This is a genomic window from Parasulfuritortus cantonensis, assembly GCF_004337445.1.
Lineage (GTDB): Bacteria > Pseudomonadota > Gammaproteobacteria > Burkholderiales > Thiobacillaceae > Parasulfuritortus > Parasulfuritortus cantonensis.
Genome location: NZ_SJZB01000013.1, coordinates 85,710 through 107,028, shown reverse-complemented (window position 1 = coordinate 107,028; position 21,319 = coordinate 85,710). Strand labels below are relative to the sequence as shown.

The 21,319-nt window shown below is 64.9% G+C and carries 21 protein-coding genes; 20 read left to right on the top strand and 1 reads right to left on the bottom strand.

The annotated features are described in order from the left end of the window. Positions 1–99: 99 nt before the first annotated feature. The 20 genes from EZJ19_RS03500 to EZJ19_RS03405 all read left to right on the top strand — a co-directional run bounded on the left by EZJ19_RS03500 (position 100) and on the right by EZJ19_RS03405 (position 19,927). On the top strand, positions 100–378 hold the full coding sequence (locus EZJ19_RS03500) for a hypothetical protein (protein ID WP_131444905.1): 279 nt from the start codon (positions 100–102) through the stop codon (positions 376–378). Positions 379–402: 24 nt separating this feature from the next. Beyond that, positions 403–678: a hypothetical protein gene (locus tag EZJ19_RS03495; RefSeq protein WP_131444904.1), complete on the top strand. Its 276-nt coding sequence runs from the start codon at positions 403–405 to the stop codon at positions 676–678. Between the two features lie 254 nt (positions 679–932). After that, positions 933–2,987: a putative bifunctional diguanylate cyclase/phosphodiesterase gene (locus tag EZJ19_RS03490; RefSeq protein WP_165873446.1), complete on the top strand. Its 2,055-nt coding sequence runs from the start codon at positions 933–935 to the stop codon at positions 2,985–2,987. A gap of 132 nt (positions 2,988–3,119) precedes the next feature. After that, on the top strand, positions 3,120–5,690 hold the full coding sequence (locus EZJ19_RS03485) for a PAS domain S-box protein (protein WP_165873445.1): 2,571 nt from the start codon (positions 3,120–3,122) through the stop codon (positions 5,688–5,690). Between the two features lie 6 nt (positions 5,691–5,696). Further along, the gene (locus tag EZJ19_RS03480) at positions 5,697–6,101 is read left to right on the top strand and encodes a response regulator transcription factor (RefSeq protein ID WP_206199305.1); all 405 of its coding nucleotides are present in this window, start codon (positions 5,697–5,699) and stop codon (positions 6,099–6,101) included. A gap of 336 nt (positions 6,102–6,437) precedes the next feature. Then, complete coding sequence (locus tag EZJ19_RS03475; RefSeq protein WP_131444901.1) at positions 6,438–6,608, top strand: Flp family type IVb pilin; 171 nt, start codon at positions 6,438–6,440, stop codon at positions 6,606–6,608. Between the two features lie 58 nt (positions 6,609–6,666). Next, a complete protein-coding gene (locus tag EZJ19_RS03470; protein ID WP_131444900.1) occupies positions 6,667–7,155 on the top strand; it encodes a prepilin peptidase in 489 nt (162 codons plus the stop codon). Positions 7,156–7,162: 7 nt separating this feature from the next. Then, positions 7,163–7,609, top strand: coding sequence for a TadE/TadG family type IV pilus assembly protein (locus tag EZJ19_RS03465; protein ID WP_131444899.1), 447 nt, complete (start codon positions 7,163–7,165; stop codon positions 7,607–7,609). A 32-nt stretch (positions 7,610–7,641) separates the two neighbouring features. Further along, positions 7,642–8,640: a Flp pilus assembly protein CpaB gene (gene cpaB / locus EZJ19_RS03460; protein WP_165873443.1), complete on the top strand. Its 999-nt coding sequence runs from the start codon at positions 7,642–7,644 to the stop codon at positions 8,638–8,640. A gap of 38 nt (positions 8,641–8,678) precedes the next feature. Beyond that, positions 8,679–10,058 (top strand): type II and III secretion system protein family protein, encoded by a 1,380-nt coding sequence (locus EZJ19_RS03455; RefSeq protein WP_131444897.1) that lies wholly within the window; start codon positions 8,679–8,681, stop codon positions 10,056–10,058. Positions 10,059–10,071: 13 nt separating this feature from the next. Next, positions 10,072–11,256, top strand: a complete 1,185-nt coding sequence (locus EZJ19_RS03450) for a CpaE/TadZ family protein (protein ID WP_131444896.1) — start codon at positions 10,072–10,074, stop codon at positions 11,254–11,256. 13 nt (positions 11,257–11,269) lie between these two features. Next, positions 11,270–12,571 (top strand): TadA family conjugal transfer-associated ATPase, encoded by a 1,302-nt coding sequence (locus tag EZJ19_RS03445; protein ID WP_165873442.1) that lies wholly within the window; start codon positions 11,270–11,272, stop codon positions 12,569–12,571. Next, the gene (locus EZJ19_RS03440) at positions 12,568–13,500 is read left to right on the top strand and encodes a type II secretion system F family protein (RefSeq protein ID WP_131444894.1); all 933 of its coding nucleotides are present in this window, start codon (positions 12,568–12,570) and stop codon (positions 13,498–13,500) included. Before EZJ19_RS03445 ends, EZJ19_RS03440 begins: the two co-directional genes overlap by 4 nt. 11 nt (positions 13,501–13,511) lie before the next feature. Further along, the gene (locus EZJ19_RS03435; protein WP_131444893.1) at positions 13,512–14,456 is read left to right on the top strand and encodes a type II secretion system F family protein; all 945 of its coding nucleotides are present in this window, start codon (positions 13,512–13,514) and stop codon (positions 14,454–14,456) included. Continuing rightward, a complete protein-coding gene (locus EZJ19_RS03430) occupies positions 14,453–15,193 on the top strand; it encodes a tetratricopeptide repeat protein (protein ID WP_131444892.1) in 741 nt (246 codons plus the stop codon). The genes EZJ19_RS03435 and EZJ19_RS03430 overlap by 4 nt, the downstream gene beginning before the upstream one ends. A 61-nt stretch (positions 15,194–15,254) precedes the next feature. Beyond that, positions 15,255–15,872 carry a response regulator gene (locus EZJ19_RS03425; protein WP_131444891.1) on the top strand — a complete coding sequence of 206 codons (618 nt, stop codon included), beginning with the start codon at positions 15,255–15,257 and terminating at the stop codon, positions 15,870–15,872. Then, positions 15,862–16,167, top strand: coding sequence for a DUF3613 domain-containing protein (locus tag EZJ19_RS03420; protein WP_131444890.1), 306 nt, complete (start codon positions 15,862–15,864; stop codon positions 16,165–16,167). The genes EZJ19_RS03425 and EZJ19_RS03420 overlap by 11 nt, the downstream gene beginning before the upstream one ends. A gap of 24 nt (positions 16,168–16,191) precedes the next feature. Beyond that, on the top strand, positions 16,192–17,889 hold the full coding sequence (locus EZJ19_RS03415; RefSeq protein WP_131444889.1) for a TadG family pilus assembly protein: 1,698 nt from the start codon (positions 16,192–16,194) through the stop codon (positions 17,887–17,889). A gap of 53 nt (positions 17,890–17,942) precedes the next feature. After that, on the top strand, positions 17,943–18,281 hold the full coding sequence (locus EZJ19_RS03410; protein WP_131444888.1) for a hypothetical protein: 339 nt from the start codon (positions 17,943–17,945) through the stop codon (positions 18,279–18,281). 14 nt (positions 18,282–18,295) lie between these two features. After that, on the top strand, positions 18,296–19,927 hold the full coding sequence (locus tag EZJ19_RS03405; RefSeq protein WP_131444887.1) for an ATP-binding domain-containing protein: 1,632 nt from the start codon (positions 18,296–18,298) through the stop codon (positions 19,925–19,927). On the opposite strand, the gene EZJ19_RS03400 is transcribed toward EZJ19_RS03405, so the two are convergent. After that, entirely contained in the window at positions 19,884–21,212 is a 1,329-nt protein-coding gene (locus EZJ19_RS03400) for an MFS transporter (RefSeq protein WP_240754632.1), read from the bottom strand. The genes EZJ19_RS03405 and EZJ19_RS03400 overlap by 44 nt on opposite strands. Between the last annotated feature and the right edge of the window lie 107 nt (positions 21,213–21,319).

Below are 21,319 nucleotides of genomic sequence, written 5' to 3'. Positions count from 1 at the left end.
GGATAAACACCGCTACTCAACCCATGGAATCCACCCCGGTCGCGTCGCGCCAGTCCCGCGCGCGGCAATGACCGGGGCGAATCCCGCAGGAACAACTCGATGGAAGGTCTCCACAATCTCGACGTCAGCTGGCTCGTTCTCGGTATCTACACCCTCATTCAAACCATCCTCCTGATGGTCTGCGATACCGACCACTTCCTCCCGAAGTGGTCGTTGCGACTTTTCCTTTCGGCTGTCGCCACCCAGATCGCCGGCCTCGTGCTCCAGGCTGGCGTCCTACTCGGAGCCGCCCAGGTGATTTCCGTCATGGGAATTGCCTGGATCGTCTTCGGGATGGTTCAGGACATAAAGATGCACCGACGAAACCAACAGATTTGACGCAAGGGAGCGGGACAGATCGCCATGGCAACCAATATCCGGGCAGGGAAACCGAATCAAGTCAGGCGCAAAATCGAAACCGAGGCCAGTTCGATATTCGAAAAGATATTGCTGACGGACATGCCTCGATCGGTTTTTTTCGTAAAGGGGAAAGTCCATTCTTGTCCAGTCGGCGGGCGCCTCGAATCGCGCTACATCGACCGGGGTGACAGCGTATTCATCGGCACCTATGACAACCGATGCACGGTCAACATGATCATCGAGGACATGCACCTGGCCAAGGAAGTCAGGAGCCACTAGAACGACGGTCGCCCCGGCCCGCCAATGGCAGGCCGGAAAACGACATATAATGACAGCCATTGGTATCGGGAAATCGACCAACCATCCGGCAAGGAGACAGCGCCAGTCCGACTAACGAGTATTAAGGTGCAAAAGCTCACTGGCCCCGGGTAAACGACATGCCTATCGTCCAAATAATTCTAGCTATTGCACTTGTACTGGCTGTCATCCTCGCCTTGTCTTTCATCGCCAAAGCCCAGCGCGCGGCGAAACGCGTGAGCGAGGACGGCAAGGTCATCCGGTTCGTCCTGACCAACAATCAGTCCGGGTTGATCCGATTGGATCGCGAGCACCGCATCGTCGAAATCGACGACGTCGCCTGCGAACTGCTCGACCAATCCCGGGACGCGCTGTTGAAACGCTCGTTGTTCGCCTTCATCGGGCGCGAACAATTGCCGGCGCTCGGTGACCGCAATGCCGCGGTCGCCACGACCAATCTCACCTTGACCAACGGCAACCGGCATATCCCCTGCCAGGTCATCTACCAAGTGATACTCGACCAGTATCAGCAACCGGACGGTTCCTATCTGCTGCTGAAAAGCCTGGCCGAACAACTTGACCAAGGCACCTACCTGCGTCAGGCGGCCGCGGTATTCGCCCATGCCGCCGAGGGCATCGTGATCCTGAACGGCAATGGCCGCGTCGAACTGGTGAATCCCGCCTTCACCACCATCACCGGTTTCACCAAGGACGAAGTGATCGGCCGGACGCCCCAGTTCTTCCGTTACGGCCACATCTGGGCCGAGCTCCTGGCCACGGGGCATTGGCAGGGCGAGATCGTCAACACCCGGAAAAGCGGTGAATCCTATCCGCAGTGGCTATCGCTGAGCGCCGTCTATGGCGCGGACGGCACGGCGCAGAGCTATATCGGGCTGTTCTCCGACGTCAGCCGGCTGAAGAAATCCGAGGACGAACTCAAGCACATGGCGCACTACGACGCCCTGACCGACCTGCCGAACCGCACCCTGCTGAGCATCCAGCTCAACATGGCCCTCGAGCGGGCCGCGCGGCGTTCCAACAAGTTGGCCGTGTTCGGGGTCGACCTGGACGGGTTCAAGACCGTGAACGACAGCCTCGGTCACCCCGCCGGCGACCTGCTGCTGCAAAAGATCGCCGCCCGCCTGCGCATGACCCTGCGCAGCGAAGACGTCGTTGCCCGCATGGGTGGCGACGAGTTCGCGATGATCATCGAAAACCCGCCCAGCGCCGTCCACATCGGCCATCTGGCGGAAAAGCTCATCGCCGCCGTCGACAAGCCGGTCGACCTGCAGGGCAGCAAGGCGCACGTCACGGCCAGCGTCGGGATCGCCATCTATCCGCAGGACGGCCACGACGCCACCTCCCTGCTCAAGGCCGCCGACACGGCGATGTACGCCAGCAAGCAGGCCGGCAAGAACACCTATCGCTACCACGACGAGGAAATGGCCCGGGCCGCCGACCAGCGCATGGCGCTCGAGCAGGGTCTGCGCCAGGCGCAGGAGCTGCATCAGCTGGAACTCTGCTATCTGCCGCAGTTGGACATCCAGAGCGGCCGGGTACTCGGAGTCGAGGCGCTGGTGCGCTGGCACCATCCGGAACTGGGCACCATCGACGCCGTCGAATTCGCCACCGTGGCCGAGGAAACCGGGCTCATCGTCTCGGTCGGCGAGTGGGCATTGCGCGCCGCTTGCGGCCAGATCCAGGCCTGGACGCGGGAGGGGCTGTTCTCGGGGAGCGTGTCGGTCAAAGTCGCCGGCCTGCAGATCGAGCGCAACGACTTCTACGCCAGCGTCAACCGTGCGCTGGAAGAAACCGGCGTGGAGCCCGGACGCCTGGTCATCGAGGTCAACGAACACACCCTGTTGCGCAACACGGCACACGTTCTGGCGGAACTGGACCGCCTGCGCAACCTGGGTGTCGGTATCGTCATCGACGATTTCAGCATCGGCCACGCCTCGCTCGCCTACCTCAAGAATCTGCGCGTCCGCGGCATCAAGATCCACCAGCGGTTCGTGCTCGGCCTGCCGGCGGACAAGAACAATGCCGCCATCACGCGCGCCATCATCGCCATGGGGCATAGCCTGGGCTTCGATCTCATCGCCGAAGGCATCGAAACCAAGGAACAGGAAATATTCCTCGAGGAGGAGGGATGTGCCCAGGCCCAGGGAAGGCTGTATTCGAAGCCCATCCCGAGAGGCGAGTTCGAGTCCTGGCTGCAGGCCCGGCTCACCGCCGTGGCCGACGCGCGCAACGCGCTTGCCGACGCCAGCAACGGCGCACGCCAGCCGTGACCACGGCCGGACAGGCCCATTTCTCCCGCTTGCCGCGCGGCCATGCGGGTGACCCGACCGTCACCGCGGCACCGGCCGGCAACGGCGCCCAGGGAACGCTCGTCATATCTCGACTTTGAGGCAAGCGCTCGCATGATCAACCGTTCCGCCTGGTTTCCCATCCTGTTCTGGGTGATCGCCGTCGCCTGCGCCGGTTACATCCTCCATTGGCAGTACCGAAGCGCGCGCAACCTGCTCGGTACCCAGGCGAGCGTCGCGCTGGAACGCGAATTGCACCAACTCGACAACGCCCTGTGGGGACGCCCGAACGGAATGGACGAGGCGGCGCGGTTCCGGCAGTTGTTCCTGCCCATGGAGGACAAGAGCTCGCATTACTTCATCGTCGACCGGATCGGCCGGGTGGCCGCGGCGGACCAGGCGAATGCGCAGGCGAAGGCCGCCGCCGACCTTTTCGACGAGACTGCATTGGCGGCCCTGAAACAGCTCGACGGACAAGGCGGCACCCTGATTGCGGCCGATGGCGAGGGCTTGCTCGGTCTCCAGGCCCTGCGCGCCGTCAATACCCGGCAGCCCGGCGGCATCCTGGTCATCCAGCGCAACCTTTCGACCGAACGGGCACGGCTCGCCTACCACTACCTCAGCGCCCTGGTGTCGTTCGCACTGCTCGCCCTGATCGCCAGCACGTTGTTGTTCCTGGTCATGATGCGCGGCGTCAATCGACGCCTGGGTCAGGTCACCAAGGCCATCTCCCGGTTCGCCCAGGGAGACGGTTCCGCACGCGCCGACATGGTCGGCCACGACCCGATCGCCCGGTTGGCGGGCGCCTTCGACAACATGGCGAACCGCATCGGCCAGGAACGTTCCAACCTGGCCGAGAGCGAGGAGCGCCTCAAATTCGCCCTGCATGGCAGCAACGCGGGGATATGGGACTGGCGCATCGACAGCGGACACACCTACTATTCGCCGCGCTGGAAGAGCCTGCTGGGGTACGGCGAGCGCGAAGTGCTGGCGCACTCCGAAGAGTGGCTCAAACGCGTGCATCCCGACGACCTGCCGCGGGTGATGGCACAACTGAATGCCCACATGACCGGCGGCAGCGACTTCTTCGAGAGCGAACACCGGCTGCGCCGCAAGGGCGACGACTATATCTGGGCCCTGGAACGCGGCGTCGTGCTCAGGGATGAGCGTGGCAAACCTTACCGCATGGTGGGGGCCCTGACCGACATCACGGCCCGCAAGGAGATCGAATCGGCACTCCTGCGCAGCGAGGAAGCCTATCGCTCGGTCGTGAACGCCGTCACCCAGGTGATCTTCCGCTGCGACGGCGAGGGCCGGCTGACCTTCCTGAACCCGGCTTGGTCCGACCTAACCGGCAACCCGATCGACAGCAGCCTGGCACGGCCGCTGACGGATTTCGTCGCCGCCGAGGACCGCAGCCAGGCCACCTGGCTGATCGAAGCGGCCAACCGCGGCGAACACGGTACCGTGGCCGGCGAACTCCGGCTCACCACCCAGGACGGCGGCACCCGCTGGTTCAGCCTGCATGCGCGTTCCCTCGGCGCGGACCGCGCGAGCAGCGGCATCGCCGGCCTGCTGACCGACATCGACCCGCTCAAGAAGGCACAGGACGCCCTCACCCGGAGCAACAAGGAGCGCAACACCATTCTCGACCTCAGCCCGGATGGCTACGTGTTCATCGACCGCGACCGGCAGGTCGTCTATGTCAACCCGGCCTTCCTCGCCATGACCGGCCTCGCGGATGTACGCATCGTCGGCAAACCGCTGGACGAGTTGGAGGGCTTCCTCCAGGCCTTGTCCGATCCCGCCAAGCCCCTGCCGCATTTCGTGGATACCGCCGATGACGTCGAATACCTCGTCCATCTCGCCAACCCCGCCAAGTCCATCCTGAAGTGGCTGATCCGCCATATCCGCGACGAAAATGGACAGCTCCAGGCCGGGGTCATCTTTTTCCGCGACGTCACCGCCCAAATGGAAATCGACCGCATGAAGAGCGAGTTCCTGTCTACGGCGGCGCACGAGTTGCGGACCCCGATGGCGAGCATTTACGGCTTCGCCGAACTGCTGCTGGCGCGCGAATTCGACGCCGCGACGCAACGCGATCTGATCCAGCGCATCCATCGCCAGACCAAGAACCTCACCAACCTGGTCAATGAACTGCTCGATCTCGCCCGCATCGAGGCGCGGGGTAGCAAGACCTTCAAGTTCAAGGACCAGGCCTTGGCGCCGGCGGTCATGAATACCCTCGGGACGTTTTACGTGCCGCACGAGACCCATTCGCTGGAAGTCGAGCTCGAGCCGGATCTCGCCAGCGTCCATATCGACACCGACAAGTTCCAGCAGGCCATGGTGAACGTGCTCGGCAATGCGCTGAAATACTCCCCGAGCGGCGGGACGATCCTGGTCAGCTCTGCACACAAGGTCGAAAATGGCCGTGCCTTCGTGGGTATCAGCATCCAGGACCAGGGCATCGGCATGACGGACGAGCAGATGGCGCATATGTTCGACCGTTTCTATCGCGCCGACACCTCCGGGGCGATACCGGGCACCGGCCTGGGCATGTGCCTGGTCAAAGAGATCATGGCCATCTTCAATGGCCAGGTCACCGTCACCAGCGAATTCGGCCACGGCACCGAGGTCACCCTGTGGCTGCCCGTCGTCGATCCGACCATCAGCAAAGGCTAACCTGTCATGACAACCGAGCCCGTTCCTCCGCCCGACATGGCCGCCAAACGGATTCTGCTGGTCGACGACCAGGAGGACATCCGGCTGCTGTTGCGGCTTGCCTTGGCCCCACTGGGTGCCGAATTGCTCTTGGCGACGAACGGAGCGGAGGCGCTGCGCATGGCACAGGAACGGCGACCCGATGTCATCATTCTCGACGTCATGATGCCCGGCGGCCTGGATGGCTATCAGGTTTGCCGGTCTTTGCGCGCTGAAACGACCACGCCACGCCCGTTCATCGTCCTGCTGAGCGCGAAAGGGCAGCAACGGGACATCGAAGAAGGCCTGCGCGCAGGCGCCGATCACTACATGCTCAAGCCATTCAGTCCATTAGAATTGAATGATTTGATCATGCGCTCTCAGACCGCCTGAATCATGCCCGACCCCTTGCCGCGGCACGTTTTCCGGGCGTCGACGCGCTCTCCTTGACCCTTGGGCGGCACGCAGCAGAAGCCGGAACGACCCACCACGACAAGGTTCCGTGTCCGGACGACCGACCGTTCATCGGACTAAAATCTCCATTTATCAGTAAATACACCTATTCCCCAATCCGCCGGATTGTGGACCAATAGAAACCGGATAAACTTCGTAAAGACGCTATAAGTGATACCATGCGTCGATCGATCGGTCCCGCCGGGCAGGCTCTCCAGGCCAGTGGTCGGGCGAGGATGGGGTACATCTTTTCTGGCTATGTGGAGGTTTACGAACATGTGGAATGCAATCAAACAATTCGCCCGTGACGAAGAAGGCGCAACCGCCATCGAGTACGGCCTCATGGCGGCGCTGATCGCGGTCGTCATCATCGGTGTGGTGACCGATATCGGCGAAGCGCTGGTCACCAAATTTACCTCTATCGTCACCGCCCTGACCTCTTCCTGACGATCACTGAAGCCAACCATTCCGGGAAACATCAACGCGTAGAGGCATTGCCAACAACATGCTGATCGCGGCTGTCCTGGTTATCTGGGCCGGATGGTTGGCTGTATACGACTGGCGGCAGCGGCGGTTACCGAACTGGCTGCTGCTGGCCGGGGCGGCGCTGGGCGGCCTGTACGGCCTGGTCTCCGGGGCCATGCCGTACGGCGTCCGGATATCGGATGGCGCGGGAACAGCCGTCTTGGCGCTGGTGGTGTTCTGGCCTGCCTACCGGATGGGCTGGATGGGAGCGGGGGACGTCAAGTTGTGCGCCGTGATCGGTTGGCTGGGTGGCGTGAAGTGTCTGCTCGGCGTGCTGCTTGGGGGCAGCCTGCTGGGAGGGGTGTACGGCTTGGCCCTGATGATGCGTCCCACGCTCGCCGATCGTTTGACGGTTGCCGAACTCGATCTCCGACTGCGGCGCCGCATCCCATACGGCGCGGGTATGGCGGTAGCCTTCATCGGCTGGAACTTCGTCAAGGTCTACACCGGGGTGCCGATGGGAACCTGAGGACAAGATGAACGATAGGGGACCACAAAAATTGCGTGAGGGACGCCGGACACGTCAGCGCGGGGCCGCAGCGGTTGAGTTCGCCTTGGTCTTCGTGCTCTTCTTCATGGTCATGTACGGCGCCATCGCCTACGGCGTGGTGTTCGCGCTCCGCCATACGTTCACCCAGGCGGTCAACGAAGGGGCACGTGCCGCCCTCCAGGACGTCGGCGACATCGCTGCCCGCGAGGCGCTCGCGCTGAGTACGGCGACGACGGCCGTCAGTTGGCTGGGCGCCAGGGCGCCGACCCCCGTCGTCAACACGGATTGCGTCGCGACCACCGCGGCCTTCACCTGCGTCAAGGTCACCATCACCTACGACTACGCAGCCAACCCCATCATCCCTGCCATCCCCGGCCTAGGCATCGTCCTGCCGGACACCCTGACCGCGCAGGCGGTCGTGCAGATCTCATGACCGGCTTCAACCCATCATAAGGATTCGATATCGTGGGAAAAACGCAAAAAATCGTCGGACTGGCCTTGGTCGTTCTGGCATTGCTGCTAGGCGCCTACGCTTGGATTTTGAGTTCCCGCATGGCGGCCGAACAAAAGGCCGCGCAGCCCAAGATGCTACCCGTCGTGGTCGCCCAAGTCCGCATCCCGGCCGATACCGAGGTCAGTCCCGAGATGGTGAAGACATCGCTGTTTCCGTCCCGGCCTGATGGGGCGTTCAGCGACCTCAATTCGGTGATCGGCAAGGTCGCCTCGGCCGACATCGCGGCCGGCGAGCCGCTACTTCAGGAACGCCTGGGCGGTGGCCTGCGCGCCATGCTGCAGCACATCGCGGCGGACGAGCGTGCCGTGGCCATCCACGTCGACGAGGTGATCGGGGTCGGCAACCGCCTGCTCCCCGGCGACATCGTCGACGTCTTCTTCACCCTGCGCCGCAACGGCACCGAGATCGCCAACACCCAGTCGCGCCTGTTGTTGGAGAAGTTGCCTGTCCTCGCCTTCGGCAGCAAGGACGTCGGCGCCATGGCGGGCGGCAGCGCGGCCGTCGGCGGCAAGGTGCCGGTCTCCGGCGGGGCCGCCTCGCGTAGCGCGGAGATGCCGAAGACGGCGGTCCTGGCCGTCAAGGTGCCTGACATCGACAAGTTGGTACTCGCCTCGGAAAGCGGCCGTCTGATCCTCGCCCTGCGCCCGCACGAGCAACCGCAGGGCGCGGAAGTGCTGGTGACCCCGGCGACGGACGCCGCGAAGCCCGGCGTCGCCCCGGCCGCCCCGGCCGCCGTCGTTCCGGCAGCGGTGGCCGTCGTCGCCCCGCCCGCCCCCCTGACCCTCACCCAGCTCATCGCCATGACCGAGAAGACGGCGCCCCCGGTGCAAAGCCAGGCCGGCGCGAAGACGGGCAAACGTGGGCGCAGCAGTCAAACGGCGACCGTCATCGTCATGCATGGCCTGAAGGAAAAGACCGTGCGCGTGGCGACGTCCGGGACGCGGCCGTGAAAACCATTGGAACCACCGGAAATAACAAGGGTTGGCAGATGACTACTGACATGAAGAAGCGGCTTGGCCGCGTCTCGAACGCAACCGTCGCCCGGATCGTGCTCCTGGCGACCCTGTTGCTGCCCATTGGCCTCGTGCCCGTCCGTGCCGAGCCACCGGCCCAGATCTACCAAGTCGAGGCGGGCAGCCAGTTGGCCGTCAAGCTGGACAAGGCGGCCCAGCGCGTTGCCGTGGGCGACGAGCAGATCGCCGAGATCAAGATGCTCAGCAAGCAGGACATCCTGGTCCAGGGCATCAAGCCCGGTGCGACCAGCCTCCTGGTATGGGACAAGGCCGGCAAGCTGCCGAGCTACTACACCATCCAGGTCAACAAGCCCGCCGAGAGCGCCCAGTTGGACGAGTTTCCCGGCTTGCGCCTGAAGTCGTCCGGCGACCTGCTGTTGCTCGAGGGCACCGCGCCCGGCATGGTGGAGCACGAAAAGGCCAAGCAAATCGCCCTGCACGCCGACGGCGAGGGCAAAGGCCCGGTCCAGGATGCCAGCAAGATGCCTTATGCGGGTGAAGTCCAGATCGATGTCCGGGTCGTCGAACTCAGCCGCAGCGTGCTCAAGGAGGCTGGCCTCGACCTGTTCTCGACCGCCTCCGCCATCACCTTCGGCACCTTCACGCCGGGTTCGTTGACCAAGGTCACGGCGTCCGCCGGCAGCGGCATCTCCGTGGAGACTTCGGCCAATCCGGTTTCCAGCGCGTTCACCCTCTTGCTCGGCTCCCCCTCGGGCGACGTGATCGGCCTGCTCGGCATGCTCGAAGGCAACGGCTTCGCCCGGACCCTTGCGCAGCCATCGCTGCTGGCCCAGAGCGGCCAGACCGCGAGCTTCCTGGCCGGTGGCGAGTTCCCGGTGCCGGTACCGCAAGCACTCGGCCAGACCACCATCCAGTACAAGCCGTATGGCATCCGCCTCGACGTCGCGCCTACCGTCCTCGCGGAAAATCGCATCGCCCTGAAGATCGCCCCCGAGGTCAGCGACCTCGACTTCGACAACTCCATCGCCATCAACGGCGTCACCGTACCGAGCCTGCTCACCCGACGCGCCGATACCAGCATCGAGCTGGGCAACGGCGAAAGCTACGTGATCGGCGGCCTGGTCAGCCAACGCGTCGTGAAAAGCCTGGACAAGTTCCCCGGCCTGGGCGACATCCCGGTACTGGGCGCGTTCTTCAAGCACGCCAGCCTGTCGCGCGACGATAAGGAACTGCTGATCATCGTCACGCCCAAGCTGGTCCGGCCGCTCGCCGCCAACGCCCAACTCGGGCCGTTGCCCGGCGCCGACCTGGCCAACTACAACCCAAGCCTCTGGCGCATGCTCCTGCAATCCGACCAGGAAGAGGCCGCCCGCTTCACCGGACTTTCAAAATAGGACTCGCCGGATCATGGTCGAAAAACGATTCATCGTCGTCACGGATAACGAAACCCGTTTCAACGAGCTGAACGACGCGCTGAAGAGCATCGGCACATCGGTCTGGCTGCACTGGAACACCGATCTGCTCGCCCAGCTGGTCGGCTCCCTGGGCACCGACATCATCTTCATCGACTTCATCGGCGACAATGCCGAGAAGGCGGCCGAGCTCACCCGCAGCCTGCTCGTCGTCTATCCGCGCCTCTGGGTGGTCGGTTTCGCCCATCGCGCCGACAGCGGCCTCATCCTCGAGGCGATGCGGGCCGGCGCCCGCGACTTCGTCGAGTTGCAGTCGCCCATGGATGCGATGCGCACGGTCAAGAGCATCCTGGAGCAGTCGCCATCCCTGCCGGCCCAGCCGAGCGGCAAGATGATCACCATGCTGGGCGCCCGTCCCGGGGTCGGCACCACCACCGCCGCCATGCATCTGTCCCTGCTTCTCAAGCAGGAATATCTGCCTGACCAGCCGGTGCTGCTGCTCGACTTCGGTTATCCGTCCGGAGACGCCGCGTTGTACCTGGACACCAAGGTCGCGTTCAATTTCTGCGATGCCGTGCGCAGCCTGCGCCGCTTCGACCAGGCCTTGCTGAACACCGCCTTCGCACACCACAAGAGCGGCCTGGCGATCATGTCGCTGCCGCAGAACCTGGCCGAGTTGCGCGACATCACGCCGACCGACGCCATGACCATGCTCAGCCTGCTGAAGTCCTACTTCAAGGTGGTCGTGGTCGATCTGGGTGGCTTCGCCGGCCTCGACCTGCTGCTCTACGCCCTCGGCATCTCCGACCATGTCCACCTGGTCTGCGAGCAGACCATCCCGTCCGTCTACTCGGCCCGCCAGATGCTGGGCAACCTGCGTGACCGCGGTTTCGACGCCGAACGCATCGGCATGCTGACCGGCAAGTACGACACCCGCATCGACATGGCCCCGGCGCAGATCGCCGAGAACCTGCAGATTCGCCTGGATGGCCACCTGCCCCAGCGCACGGAAAAGATGATCGCCTGCGCCAACATCGGCAAGCCGTTGCTGGAAGTCGCGCCGAACGATCCCTATCTCAACGCCTTGCGCGGCATCGCCACCACCCTGACCGGCGTGACCGGCGTCCGGAACCCGGCGCAGAACATGTCGGTCCTGCGCAAGATGTTCAGCTATGCGTAACGAGGAAACGGGCATGGATTTCGATTTCGCACTGGGCCAGGACCCCAACAGCGAGTTCCACCAGTCGGATGAGTTCCAGGACATCAAGGGCATGATGCACGGCCGCTTGGTGGACCGCATCGAGGACCTCGGGACCGACTTCGCCAACTGGACGCCAACGATGGTCAAGCGTTTCGTGGCCCAGGAGGTCGAGGCGTTCACGTCGACCAACCGGATGCCGCTCAACGCGACCGACATCCAGCGCATCGTCGGCGACCTGACCGACGAACTGACCGGTCTCGGCCCGCTGCAAAGCCTGATGGCGGACGAATCGGTGTCGGACATCCTGATCAACGGCTACAAGGAAGTCTTCATCGAGCGCAACGGCCTGTTGCAGAAGAGCAAGATCCGCTTCATCGACAACAAGCACCTGATGCGTATCGTGCAGCGCATCATCGCGCCGCTCGGCCGCCGAGTCGACGAGGGCAGCCCCATGGTGGACGCGCGCCTGCCCAACGGTGGGCGTATCAACGTCATCATCCCACCCGTCTCGATCAACGGCCCGGTGGTCTCGATCCGCAAGTTCCGCACCCGCGCCCTGGAGGCCTCCGACCTGCTCGCCTACGGCACCCTGACCGACGAGATGCTGGACTTCCTGCACCAGGCGACGGTGGCCCGCTGCAACATCATCATCAGCGGCGGCACCGGCTCCGGCAAGACCTCGTTCCTGAACATGCTCACCCAGTACATTCCCGAGGGCGAGCGCATCATCACCATCGAGGACGCCGCCGAACTGCAACTGTTGCACGAACACGTGGTACGCCTGGAAACCCGGCCGGCCGGGCTGGAAGAGGTGGCCGAAGTGACCGCGCGCGACCTCGTGCGCAACAGCCTGCGCATGCGCCCGGACCGCATCATCGTCGGCGAAGTCCGTGGCGGCGAGGCGGTCGAAATGCTGCAGGCCATGAACACCGGCCACGACGGCTCCATGTCGACCATACACGCCAACTCGGCGGGCGAATGCCTGCACCGGCTCGAGATGCTGCTCAGCTTCGGCGGTTGGCAGGGCAGCGAAACCAATCTGCGCCGGCAGATCGCCGGTGCCATCGACATGGTCGTCCACCTGGCCCGCCTGTCCAACGGCAAGCGCCGTGTGATGTCCATCGCCGGGATCACCGGAGTCGAGGACAACGTCGTCTCGCTCCAGGAGTACTACCGCTACGAGCCCGCGCTGGCCAACGGCCGCGAAGGCTGGGTCAACACCCACTGCCAACCCAAGTCGCTCAAACTGAAGCGGTTCTGGAGTCCCGCACGTAGCCGAGCGGAGGCCATGTGACGGAATTCTATCTGATCATCCTCCTGGCCATCCTGTGCCTGATCGCCGCGGGGGTGTTCGCCTGGCGTTCGGGCTCCGAGAAACAGCGCTCGAGCAAGACCCTGGAGCGCCTGGAGTCCGTCTTCCACCAGAACGAACTCGCGCCCGGGGGGCGCGCCGCACCGGTGCCGCAAAAGGTGGTCAAGCCCCTGCCCTTCCTGGAAACCTGGCTGCAACGCGCCGGCTTCGCGCCCTCGGCGCGCCTGTATGCGCTGCTGGCCGCACCGGCCCCGGTACTAGCCCTGCTGGGTGGTCTCGCGTTCGGGATCAAGGGCGCCTTGGTGGGTCTGGTCGTCCTCTACCCGATCGGCCTGACCTTCTTCCTGCGTTGGCGCATCGAAGGGTACGCCACCCGGGTCGTCGAGCAGTTGCCGGGGTTCGTCGATACCGTGGCGCGCATCCTGAGCGTCGGGGTCAGCATCGAACTCGCCTTCCGCAACGCCAGCGCCGAATGTGAAGAGCCGCTGCGCAGTATCACCACTCAGATTCTGGTCCGGACCCAGGCCGGCATGGCACTGGAGGACGCGATGAGCCAGGTCGCCGAGAGCTACTCCATCCGGGAACTCAGCTTCCTGGCTTCGGTGTTCTACCTCGGCGTCCGCTACGGCGGCAATGCCCGCAGCGTGCTCGAGCGCATCTCCCTGGCCATGCGCGAACGCGAGCGCGGCCAGAAGGAACTCCGCGCCATGACCTCGGAAACGCGCGCCAGCGCCTGGATATTGAGCGCCCTGCCCGTGCTCGTGGGCAGCATGATCATCATCCGCAACCCGGGCTATCTGCTCGGCATGTGGACGGATCCGACCGGTTACAAGCTGTTGGTCGGCGCTTTCATGATGCAAGTCATCGGCATGTGGCTGTTGTTCCGCATGGCCAAACTGCCGACGCAATAAGGGACCGCACCATGTCGATGCCCTGGATCATCGCACTCACCGTCGGCCTGGCCGTATTCGGAACCGGTTGGCTGATCTATGGCTACCACCTGCAGATATCCAACCAGATCCGCCGCCGGCGCCAGCTCGACCGCCTGGAGGCCCGCGTCCACGATGGCGAGACGGCCGAGATCGAGGAACTCCTGGACAGCAAGTCCCTGTGGGAACGCCTGGCCCTTACGCTGACCGGCCAGACGCGGGCCGGAACGCCGTCGGAACACGAGAACGAAGTACGCCTGCTGCTGATCCGGGCAGGCTACCGCGGGATTCGGCCGTTCGTGTATTTCCAGGCCATCCGGACCATCCTGACCGTCGTCATCCTGGCCCTGTTCGCGAGCTACGCGCTGGCAAGCGGTTCGAGCAATGCCTGGCTGAAGGTCGTCGCCGCGGTCGCCGTCGCCTACCTCGCGCCCAAGTTCGTGCTCTCCGCCATGGCCAAACGGCGCCTCGGCGTCATCGCCAACGAGATTCCGCTGTTCGTCGATTACGTACGCATGATGCACGGCGCCGGGGTGAGCTTCGAACAGTCCATCCAGTTGTTCGCCGAGGAACAGCGCATCGGCCTGCCCGCCCTGGCCCACGAATTTGCCTACGTGCAAGTCGCCATCAAGTCCGGGCGTTCGCGCGCCGCTGCCCTGCAACAGATGGCCGACCAGCTCGGCCTCACGGACTTGCGTGAACTGATCGCCCTGATCAACGATTCCGACCGCTATGGCGCCGGCCTGCAGGAGCCCTTGAAGCGGTTCGCGGTCCGGCTCGGCGAGAACCGCCGTTTCCAGATGCAGGATTACGTCGGCAAGCTCGCCACCCGCATGGTGGTCGTCATGGTGCTGTTCCTGTTGCCGGCCCTGTTGATCATCACCGCCGGCCCCGGCTTCCTGGCCCTCATCCGGGCTTTGAGCAACACGCCATCATGATCCGCTGGGTGCCCTCTGCCCCGATGGCCGCCGCCGCGTTGGCGGGGCTGCTGGCGTTGTCGGCGCCTTGGTCGTCCGTCCTGGCCGCCGACGGCGCGACGATCGCCAACCCGGTCACGACCACCATCAAGCCGATTACCGACGAGGACAAGGGTGCGCGTGCCGACTTGGCGACCGATCCCGCCCTCTATCTGCAGTTGATCGCCAAGCTGCAGGACAAAGGCCTGTATTTCGCCTCCTTGGCCCATCTGGATGCGTTCGACAGGCGTTGGCCGGGCGAGAAGAAGGCGGTCCTTTTGCGTGCCGATGCGCTGCGCGAGACCGGCTACGTGAACAAGGCTTCGCTGCTCTACGAGAGCCTGATGAAAAGCCCTTACGAGGCGGGCGCGCAACACGGCCTCGGGCTCATCGCCAGCAAACAGGGCGATTTCAACGCCGCCCTCCAGGCGCTCAACCGGGCCGCCGAGCTCGATCCGACCAACGCCGTAGTCCTCAACGACCTCGGATACGTCCAGTTGCTCACCAGCCAGATGGCCGATGCGGGTTTCAATTTGCACAAAGCCACGGAACTCGACCCGCAGGACACCCGGGCCGGCGCCAATCTCGCGCTCTACTACGTGCTGGACAACAAACAGAGCCGGGCGGAGGGGATCATGGACTGGTACCGGCTATCGGAAAACCAACGCAAAGAAATCAAGGACAAAGCGGACGCCCTAAAGGGACGCAATAGCCCGTAAAATGGCACAATATTGAGTATTTTCCCTTAAACGTCCGTTTTATTCGAATTAGGTCGCCCCGATGAAAAATACGAATGTCCAAGAAGTCTATTGCACGACACGGGAAGCCGCCCAGATGCTGGGTGTCTCGCTGCGTACCGTCCAACTCTGGGTGGAGAGCGGCGTACTGAAGGCCTGGAAGACCGACGGCGGCCATCGCCGGCTGCCGATGAGTGCCGTGAACGAACTGATCCAGCAGCGCATGGGCAAAGGCCAGATGCCGCCGCCCTCTTCCAATTTATTCAATATTTTGGTCCTCGAAGATGACGAAGACATGGTCAAGCTTTATCAGATGACCATGGAAGGTTGGCAGATACCCATCCAGGTCACCTTCGTCTCCAGCGTATACGAAGCCCTCATCGTCATCGGCCGCGGGCAACCGGATCTGCTCATCACCGACCTCAAGATGCCGGGCGTAGACGGCTTCGAGATCGTCAACCTATTACGCAACGACGATGCCCTGCGCAATCTGGATATCGTCGTGGTGACCGCGCTGAAGCGGGAAGAAATCGAGGAAAAAGGCAGCCTGCCCGCCGACATCACCGTTTTCACCAAGCCCGTTTCGTTCGACCAACTGCTCGGCTACATCAAAGCCTGTCTCGCCCACAGGAAAATCTCGGAGAGTTCACATGTCGCCTAATTCGCATCGCCTCGCCTACGCGTCGGGCCTTTTGCTGTCCTCGTTGCTGCTATCCGGCCCCGCCGGTGCCGAGGAGCAAGCGGCGCAGACGAACGGACCGGCCGCCATCGTCATCGGCGGTTCCACGGAACGGATGCTCGAACTGCAGCGGGAAGGCTCCGCGGCCGGCACCTTGAATCCGGTGTCCGGCGACGTCGCCTCGGCATCCTACAAGCGTTATCTGGAGAGCTTCGACAAACCGATGCCGGATTTCAAGGACACGGTCGCCTCGAGCACCAAGCTGAACTCCAAGTAATCCGGCCACAGAGGTAACGCGGCAATGCCACGCCCGCAGCAGCAATTCGCCGTATCGATCGGCAAGCCCCGGCAAACCGGTGCCATCAGCATCCTGGCCGCCGTCAGCATGGCCGCCTTGCTCGCCGCGGCGATGATGGCCGTGGACCTCGGCAGCCTGTTCTATACCAAGCGCGAATTGCAGAAGGTGGCGGATACGGCCGCCCTGTCGGCGGTGAGCGACCTCCCCAATGCCGCACTGATCGCCACCGATACCGCTTCGCAGAACGGCTTTTCGATCCCCGGGGCGCACACCAACACCATGGAGGTGACAACCGGCCGTTACGACAGCACGACGCCGGACGGCGTCTATCTCGGCACGTTCATGCCCGGCGGCACCGACCAAAACGCCGTCCAGGTCCGGGTCACCACCCAGCAGCCTTATTTCTTCCTGGTCGGCACCCGCGAGATCGTCGCCACCGCGACCGCGACGCGCACGGCCGTGGCCGGCTTCTCCATCGGCTCCGGGCTGCTCAGCATCGATACCAGCCAGTCCATCCTCCTGAATGCCATCCTCGGCAAGCTGCTGCACACCAAGCTCAGCCTCGACGCCGTGTCATACCAGGGCCTCGCGACCGCGCACGTCACCCTGCTCGACCTCGTCAAGGCGGACGCCTCGGTGGGTACCGTCGACGAGTTGTTGAATGCCGACCTGACGCTGGCCGACCTGATGCTGCTCACCGCCAACGCGCTCGGCCAGGACAACATCGCCTACGTCAACCTGCTCAATCTGGCCAACCTGTCGGTGCTCGGCGACCTGCACCTCAAGCTGGCCGACCTCCTCAAGCTGTCCATCGCCGACAGCAACGCCGCGGCGAGCGCCGAATTGAACGTCCTGCAGTTGATCTCCCTGGCCGCCCAGGTGGCGAACGGCGACAACTTCCTCAACGTCCCGATCACCAACGTCAACCTGCCGGGCATCCTGTCCCTCGACCTGGCGCTGTCGCTGATCGAGCCGCCCAGCATCGCCATCGGTCCGCCCGGAACCGACGGCAACGGCGAATGGCTGACCCAGGCCCACACCGCCCAGGCCCGCCTGAAGATAGACGTCAAGGTACTGGAAATGCTCGGCGACGTGCTGCACCTGCCGATCTACGTCGAACTCGCCCAGGGCAACGCCTGGCTGAAAAGCGTCGTCTGCGCCAACCCGATCAACAACAGCACGGTCACCATCGGCGCCAGCTCCGGTATCGCCGGTATCTACATCGGCGAGATCAACGACGATGCCATGACCAACAAGGAGACCTCCGCCACCGTCGAGGAAGCCAAGATACTCGACGTTCTGGGGCTGCTCACGGTCTATGCCAAGGCGGCCATCGAACTGCCCGGCGGTGGTGGCGATCTGGTCTTCAACGGACCGTTCGACGACAACAACACCCAGCGCATCTCGGGCATCGAGACGGCCGGCCTGTTCACCAGCCTGATCAACAGCTTGTCGCTGCGGGTCGAAGGCGTCCTCGGCGAGCTCATCCAGATCGTCTTAGACCTCGTCGCTGCGCTCTTGGGGCTGCCACCTTTTACGGTTGCGGATCTGTTGAAACAGATTCTGGCGCTGCTCGTGCCCGTCCTGCAGCTGCTGGATGCCGTGCTGGCGCCGGTGCTGTCCCTGCTCGGCCTGCAACTCGGTTACGCGGACGTGACCAATTTCTACCTGAATTGCGGCGTGCCGCGCCTAGTCCGCTGACCCGGCCCGCGCGGCGCTCACAAAACCGGCCCAGGTAGTGGGATAATACCTGCATGGACAACGAGCAACCCCTCTCCCCCCGCCGCCGGCTCCAGGCCCTGCTGGCCATTCCGGACAGCCAGCGTACCGAGGCCCAGTGGGACGAAATCGTCGAGCTGGAAATCACCCTCGCCCCGGGCAACCGCGAAAACGGCCCCGGCCGCGACATGCGCCTGGTGCCGGCGCAGCCGCAGCCCCAGCGCAAGAGCCACAACAAGCCGAACAAGCCGCCCGTCAACAAGGTCGCCGCGAAGGCCCCTGACGGGGCTCCCAAGGCCAGCAACAAGCCGAACCGGAACAAGTCCCGGGGCAAGCAGCACAACAAACCCAAGCCGGTCACGCCGGACGCCTGATCCCAAGTTCCGCCATGGCCAGAGTGCACCCGGACGGCTGGCGCGAACTCAAGCCGGTCGGTGCCGCGGCGCGCGAAATCGAGACCCTCGAACGGCTCGCCGATGGCCTCCCGGACAGCTACACGGTCTATCACGGTGTGCACTGGACGCGCGTCCAGGAGGGCCATGCCTGCATCGGCGAGATCGACTTCATCATCGTCAACCCGGCCGGCCGCCTGCTCCTGATCGAACAGAAGACGGGCCTGCTGGAGGAAACCGCGGACGGCCTGGCGAAGCCCGGCGGCGAACGGGGCAGACGCCTCGTCGTCCACATGGCCCGGCACACCGAGGCCTTGCGCAGCCGGCTGAATGCGGCCTGCCAGGGCGCCGGCCCGGCGGTCGACGCGCTTCTCCATTGCCCCGACTACGTCGTCAAGTCGCCCGGCACGGCCGGCATCGACCCCAGCCGCATCGTCGATGCCGGGAAACGCGGCCGCTTGCTCGACGTCGTGCGCACCCTCCTGGGCGATGAGGCGGCGGCACCGCTCGCCGCCAAGGTACACCGCTTCCTGCGCGACGAGCTGCATCTGGTGCCCGACGTCGATGCCGCCATCGGCCGGAGCCGACAGGTCTACACCCGTCTGGCGGGTGGCCTGGCCCACTGGGCGCGCCACATCGACTGCCGGCCGTTCCGCCTGCGCATCACCGGCACCGCCGGTTCCGGCAAGACGCAGCTCGCCCTCCAGGTGGTCCGCGATGCCGTTGCGGCAGGCCGGCGCCCGCTCTACGTCTGCTACAACCGGCCGCTGGCCGATCACATCGCCCTCCTGGCACCTCCCGGCACGCTGGTGGCCACCTACCACCAGCTCGGCGACCGCATCCTGCGCGCGACCGGCCGGGCACCCGACTTCGCCCGCCCCGACGCCTTCCGCGGCCTGGAGCAATTCCTGGCCGACTACCGGCCCGAGCCCGATTGGCAATTCGACGAACTGGTCGTCGACGAAGGCCAGGACTTCGAACCGGACTGGCGCGCCAGTCTTCTGCGCCTCCTGCGCCCGGATGGCCGCGCCTGGTGGCTGGAAGACCCGATGCAGAATCTCTACGGCCGCCCCGGTCTGGACTGGGCCGGCTGGGTGACCTTGCGCGCCGACACGAATTACCGGACCCCGCGCGCCATCCTCGACTACCTGAACGGCCTCCTAGCGCCGGAGCAGGCGGCCGCCGCCGGCAGCCCGGTTTCCGGCGTCGAGGTCGAGGTGCTCCGCTACGCCGACGCCGAGGAACTGCTGGAGCGGACCAAGACGGCGGTCACGCGTGGCCTGGGTGCCGGCTTCGGCAAGGAGAACATCGCCCTGATCACCTTCCGTGGCCGCGAGCGATCCCGCTTCACCCCGCTCGACCACCTCGGCCCGCACAGCCTCAAGGCCTTCACCAACAAGTACGACCTGCTCGGCAGTCCGGTATACAGCGAGGGCGACCTGCTGGTCGACTCGGTCTACCGCTTCAAGGGCCGCTCGGCGCCCTGCGTGCTGTTCACCGAGATCGACTTCGAGACGCTCGACGAGGCGACCGTGCGCAAGCTGTTCGTCGGCATGACCCGGGCCACCCTGAAGTTGGTCCTGGTCATGTCGGAACGGGCCGCGCGGGCCGTCGAGGCCGGTCGCTGAGCGCCAGCCGGCGGCCGCGACGCGGGTCGACGAAAACCAATATGGCCAGCCCGACCAGGAAATAGCCGGCCAGCGACAGCATGGCCAGGCGATGGTCGCCACCCGACAGCCAGACGGCCAGGCCGTAGGTCACCGGCCCGAGGATCGCGGACAGCTTGACCGCCAGGCCCCACAGGCCGAAGAACTCGGCCCGGCGTGCCGGCGGGCTCAGGTAGCCGACCAGCGCCCGTCCCGCGGATTGCGAGGCGCCCAGGCACAGCCCGGCCACGTTGGCCGCCAGCCAGAACTTCGGCGCGTCGCTGGCCAGCCAGGCCAGGACCACCGTGACCAGCCAGCCGACCAGGGTGATCGCGATGGCCCGGCGGTGCCCGATGCGGTCCTGGACGTGCCCGAAGGCCAGAGCCCCGAAGGCCGCGGCGACATTGACCACCAGGATCAGCACCACCGTCTCCCGGGTGTCGAAATGCATCGCCTGCTGGGCATACACGGCGGCCAGGGCGATCACGGCCTGCACGCCGGCCTGGTAGAAGACGATGCAGACCAGAAAGCGCGCCAGGTCCGGAAAGCGCCGGCTGGCGCCGAGCGAACGCCAGAGCTGCCGGTAGGCGCCGGCTACGCCCGGGCCGCCGGCTGTCCCGGGGCCGTTCCCGACCTGGCCGCGTTCCCGGAGAAACAGGAAGGTGGGCAGGCTGGCCAGCAGGAACACACCCGCGGTGATCAGCAAACTGGCCGGCACGAAGGTCTCGGCCCCCAGGCCGCGGCCCTGGGCATGGCCGATGTAGGCGAGGCACAGGCCCAGGGTCAGCATGCCGCCCAGGTAACCGAGGCCCCAGCCCCAGCCCGACAGGCGGCCCAGGCCGCGACCGCGCGCCAGTTCCGGCAGGAAGGCGGCGATCAGGTTCTCGCCGGTACCGAAGAAGAAATTGCTCGCCACCACCAGCGTCGCGGCCAGCCAGAGGTCACCCGGTCCGGCCAGCCCGAGCGCCGCGGTCGTGAGTACGCAGCCGGCGACGCTGGCGGCGAGCAGCCGTTTCTTGGCCAGGTTGCGGTCCGCCCAGGCACCCAGGCCGGGGGCGCTGACCATGATCAGGGCGTAGGAGACGGCCAATGCCAGGGTCCAGGCCAGGCTGGCCCAATCGGCGTTGCCGGCGATGGCGGCGACGAAGTAGGCGTTGTAGACGGCGGTGATGACCACCGTCGTGTAGCCGGAATTGGCGAAGTCGAACATCGCCCAGGCCCAGGCCTCGACCTTGCCGACACCCGGCTGCAGGGTTCTCGATGACAAAGGCAACGTCCTCGCGCTGATGAGGACGGCAAGCTTAACGGCTAATCGCCCGGGCCGACAGTCGGCCGGGCCGGCCCGCGCCACCCGGCGCGGGCGCGGCGGCGGTA

Excerpts from the sequence above, each read along its gene's own strand:
- EZJ19_RS03465 (WP_131444899.1), top strand. The coding sequence starts at position 7,163 with ATGAACGATAGGGGACCACAAAAATTGCGTGAGGGACGCCGGACACGT.
- EZJ19_RS03455 (WP_131444897.1), top strand. The coding sequence starts at position 8,679 with ATGACTACTGACATGAAGAAGCGGCTTGGCCGCGTCTCGAACGCAACC.
- EZJ19_RS03480 (WP_206199305.1), top strand. The coding sequence starts at position 5,697 with ATGACAACCGAGCCCGTTCCTCCGCCCGACATGGCCGCCAAACGGATT.
- EZJ19_RS03405 (WP_131444887.1), top strand. The coding sequence starts at position 18,296 with ATGGCCAGAGTGCACCCGGACGGCTGGCGCGAACTCAAGCCGGTCGGT.
- EZJ19_RS03470 (WP_131444900.1), top strand. The coding sequence starts at position 6,667 with ATGCTGATCGCGGCTGTCCTGGTTATCTGGGCCGGATGGTTGGCTGTA.
- EZJ19_RS03450 (WP_131444896.1), top strand. The coding sequence starts at position 10,072 with ATGGTCGAAAAACGATTCATCGTCGTCACGGATAACGAAACCCGTTTC.
- EZJ19_RS03430 (WP_131444892.1), top strand. The coding sequence starts at position 14,453 with ATGATCCGCTGGGTGCCCTCTGCCCCGATGGCCGCCGCCGCGTTGGCG.
- EZJ19_RS03415 (WP_131444889.1), top strand. The coding sequence starts at position 16,192 with ATGCCACGCCCGCAGCAGCAATTCGCCGTATCGATCGGCAAGCCCCGG.
- EZJ19_RS03420 (WP_131444890.1), top strand. The coding sequence starts at position 15,862 with ATGTCGCCTAATTCGCATCGCCTCGCCTACGCGTCGGGCCTTTTGCTG.
- EZJ19_RS03435 (WP_131444893.1), top strand. The coding sequence starts at position 13,512 with ATGTCGATGCCCTGGATCATCGCACTCACCGTCGGCCTGGCCGTATTC.
- EZJ19_RS03445 (WP_165873442.1), top strand. The coding sequence starts at position 11,270 with ATGGATTTCGATTTCGCACTGGGCCAGGACCCCAACAGCGAGTTCCAC.
- EZJ19_RS03410 (WP_131444888.1), top strand. The coding sequence starts at position 17,943 with ATGGACAACGAGCAACCCCTCTCCCCCCGCCGCCGGCTCCAGGCCCTG.
- EZJ19_RS03425 (WP_131444891.1), top strand. The coding sequence starts at position 15,255 with ATGAAAAATACGAATGTCCAAGAAGTCTATTGCACGACACGGGAAGCC.
- EZJ19_RS03500 (WP_131444905.1), top strand. The coding sequence starts at position 100 with ATGGAAGGTCTCCACAATCTCGACGTCAGCTGGCTCGTTCTCGGTATC.
- EZJ19_RS03485 (WP_165873445.1), top strand. The coding sequence starts at position 3,120 with ATGATCAACCGTTCCGCCTGGTTTCCCATCCTGTTCTGGGTGATCGCC.
- EZJ19_RS03475 (WP_131444901.1), top strand. The coding sequence starts at position 6,438 with ATGTGGAATGCAATCAAACAATTCGCCCGTGACGAAGAAGGCGCAACC.
- EZJ19_RS03495 (WP_131444904.1), top strand. The coding sequence starts at position 403 with ATGGCAACCAATATCCGGGCAGGGAAACCGAATCAAGTCAGGCGCAAA.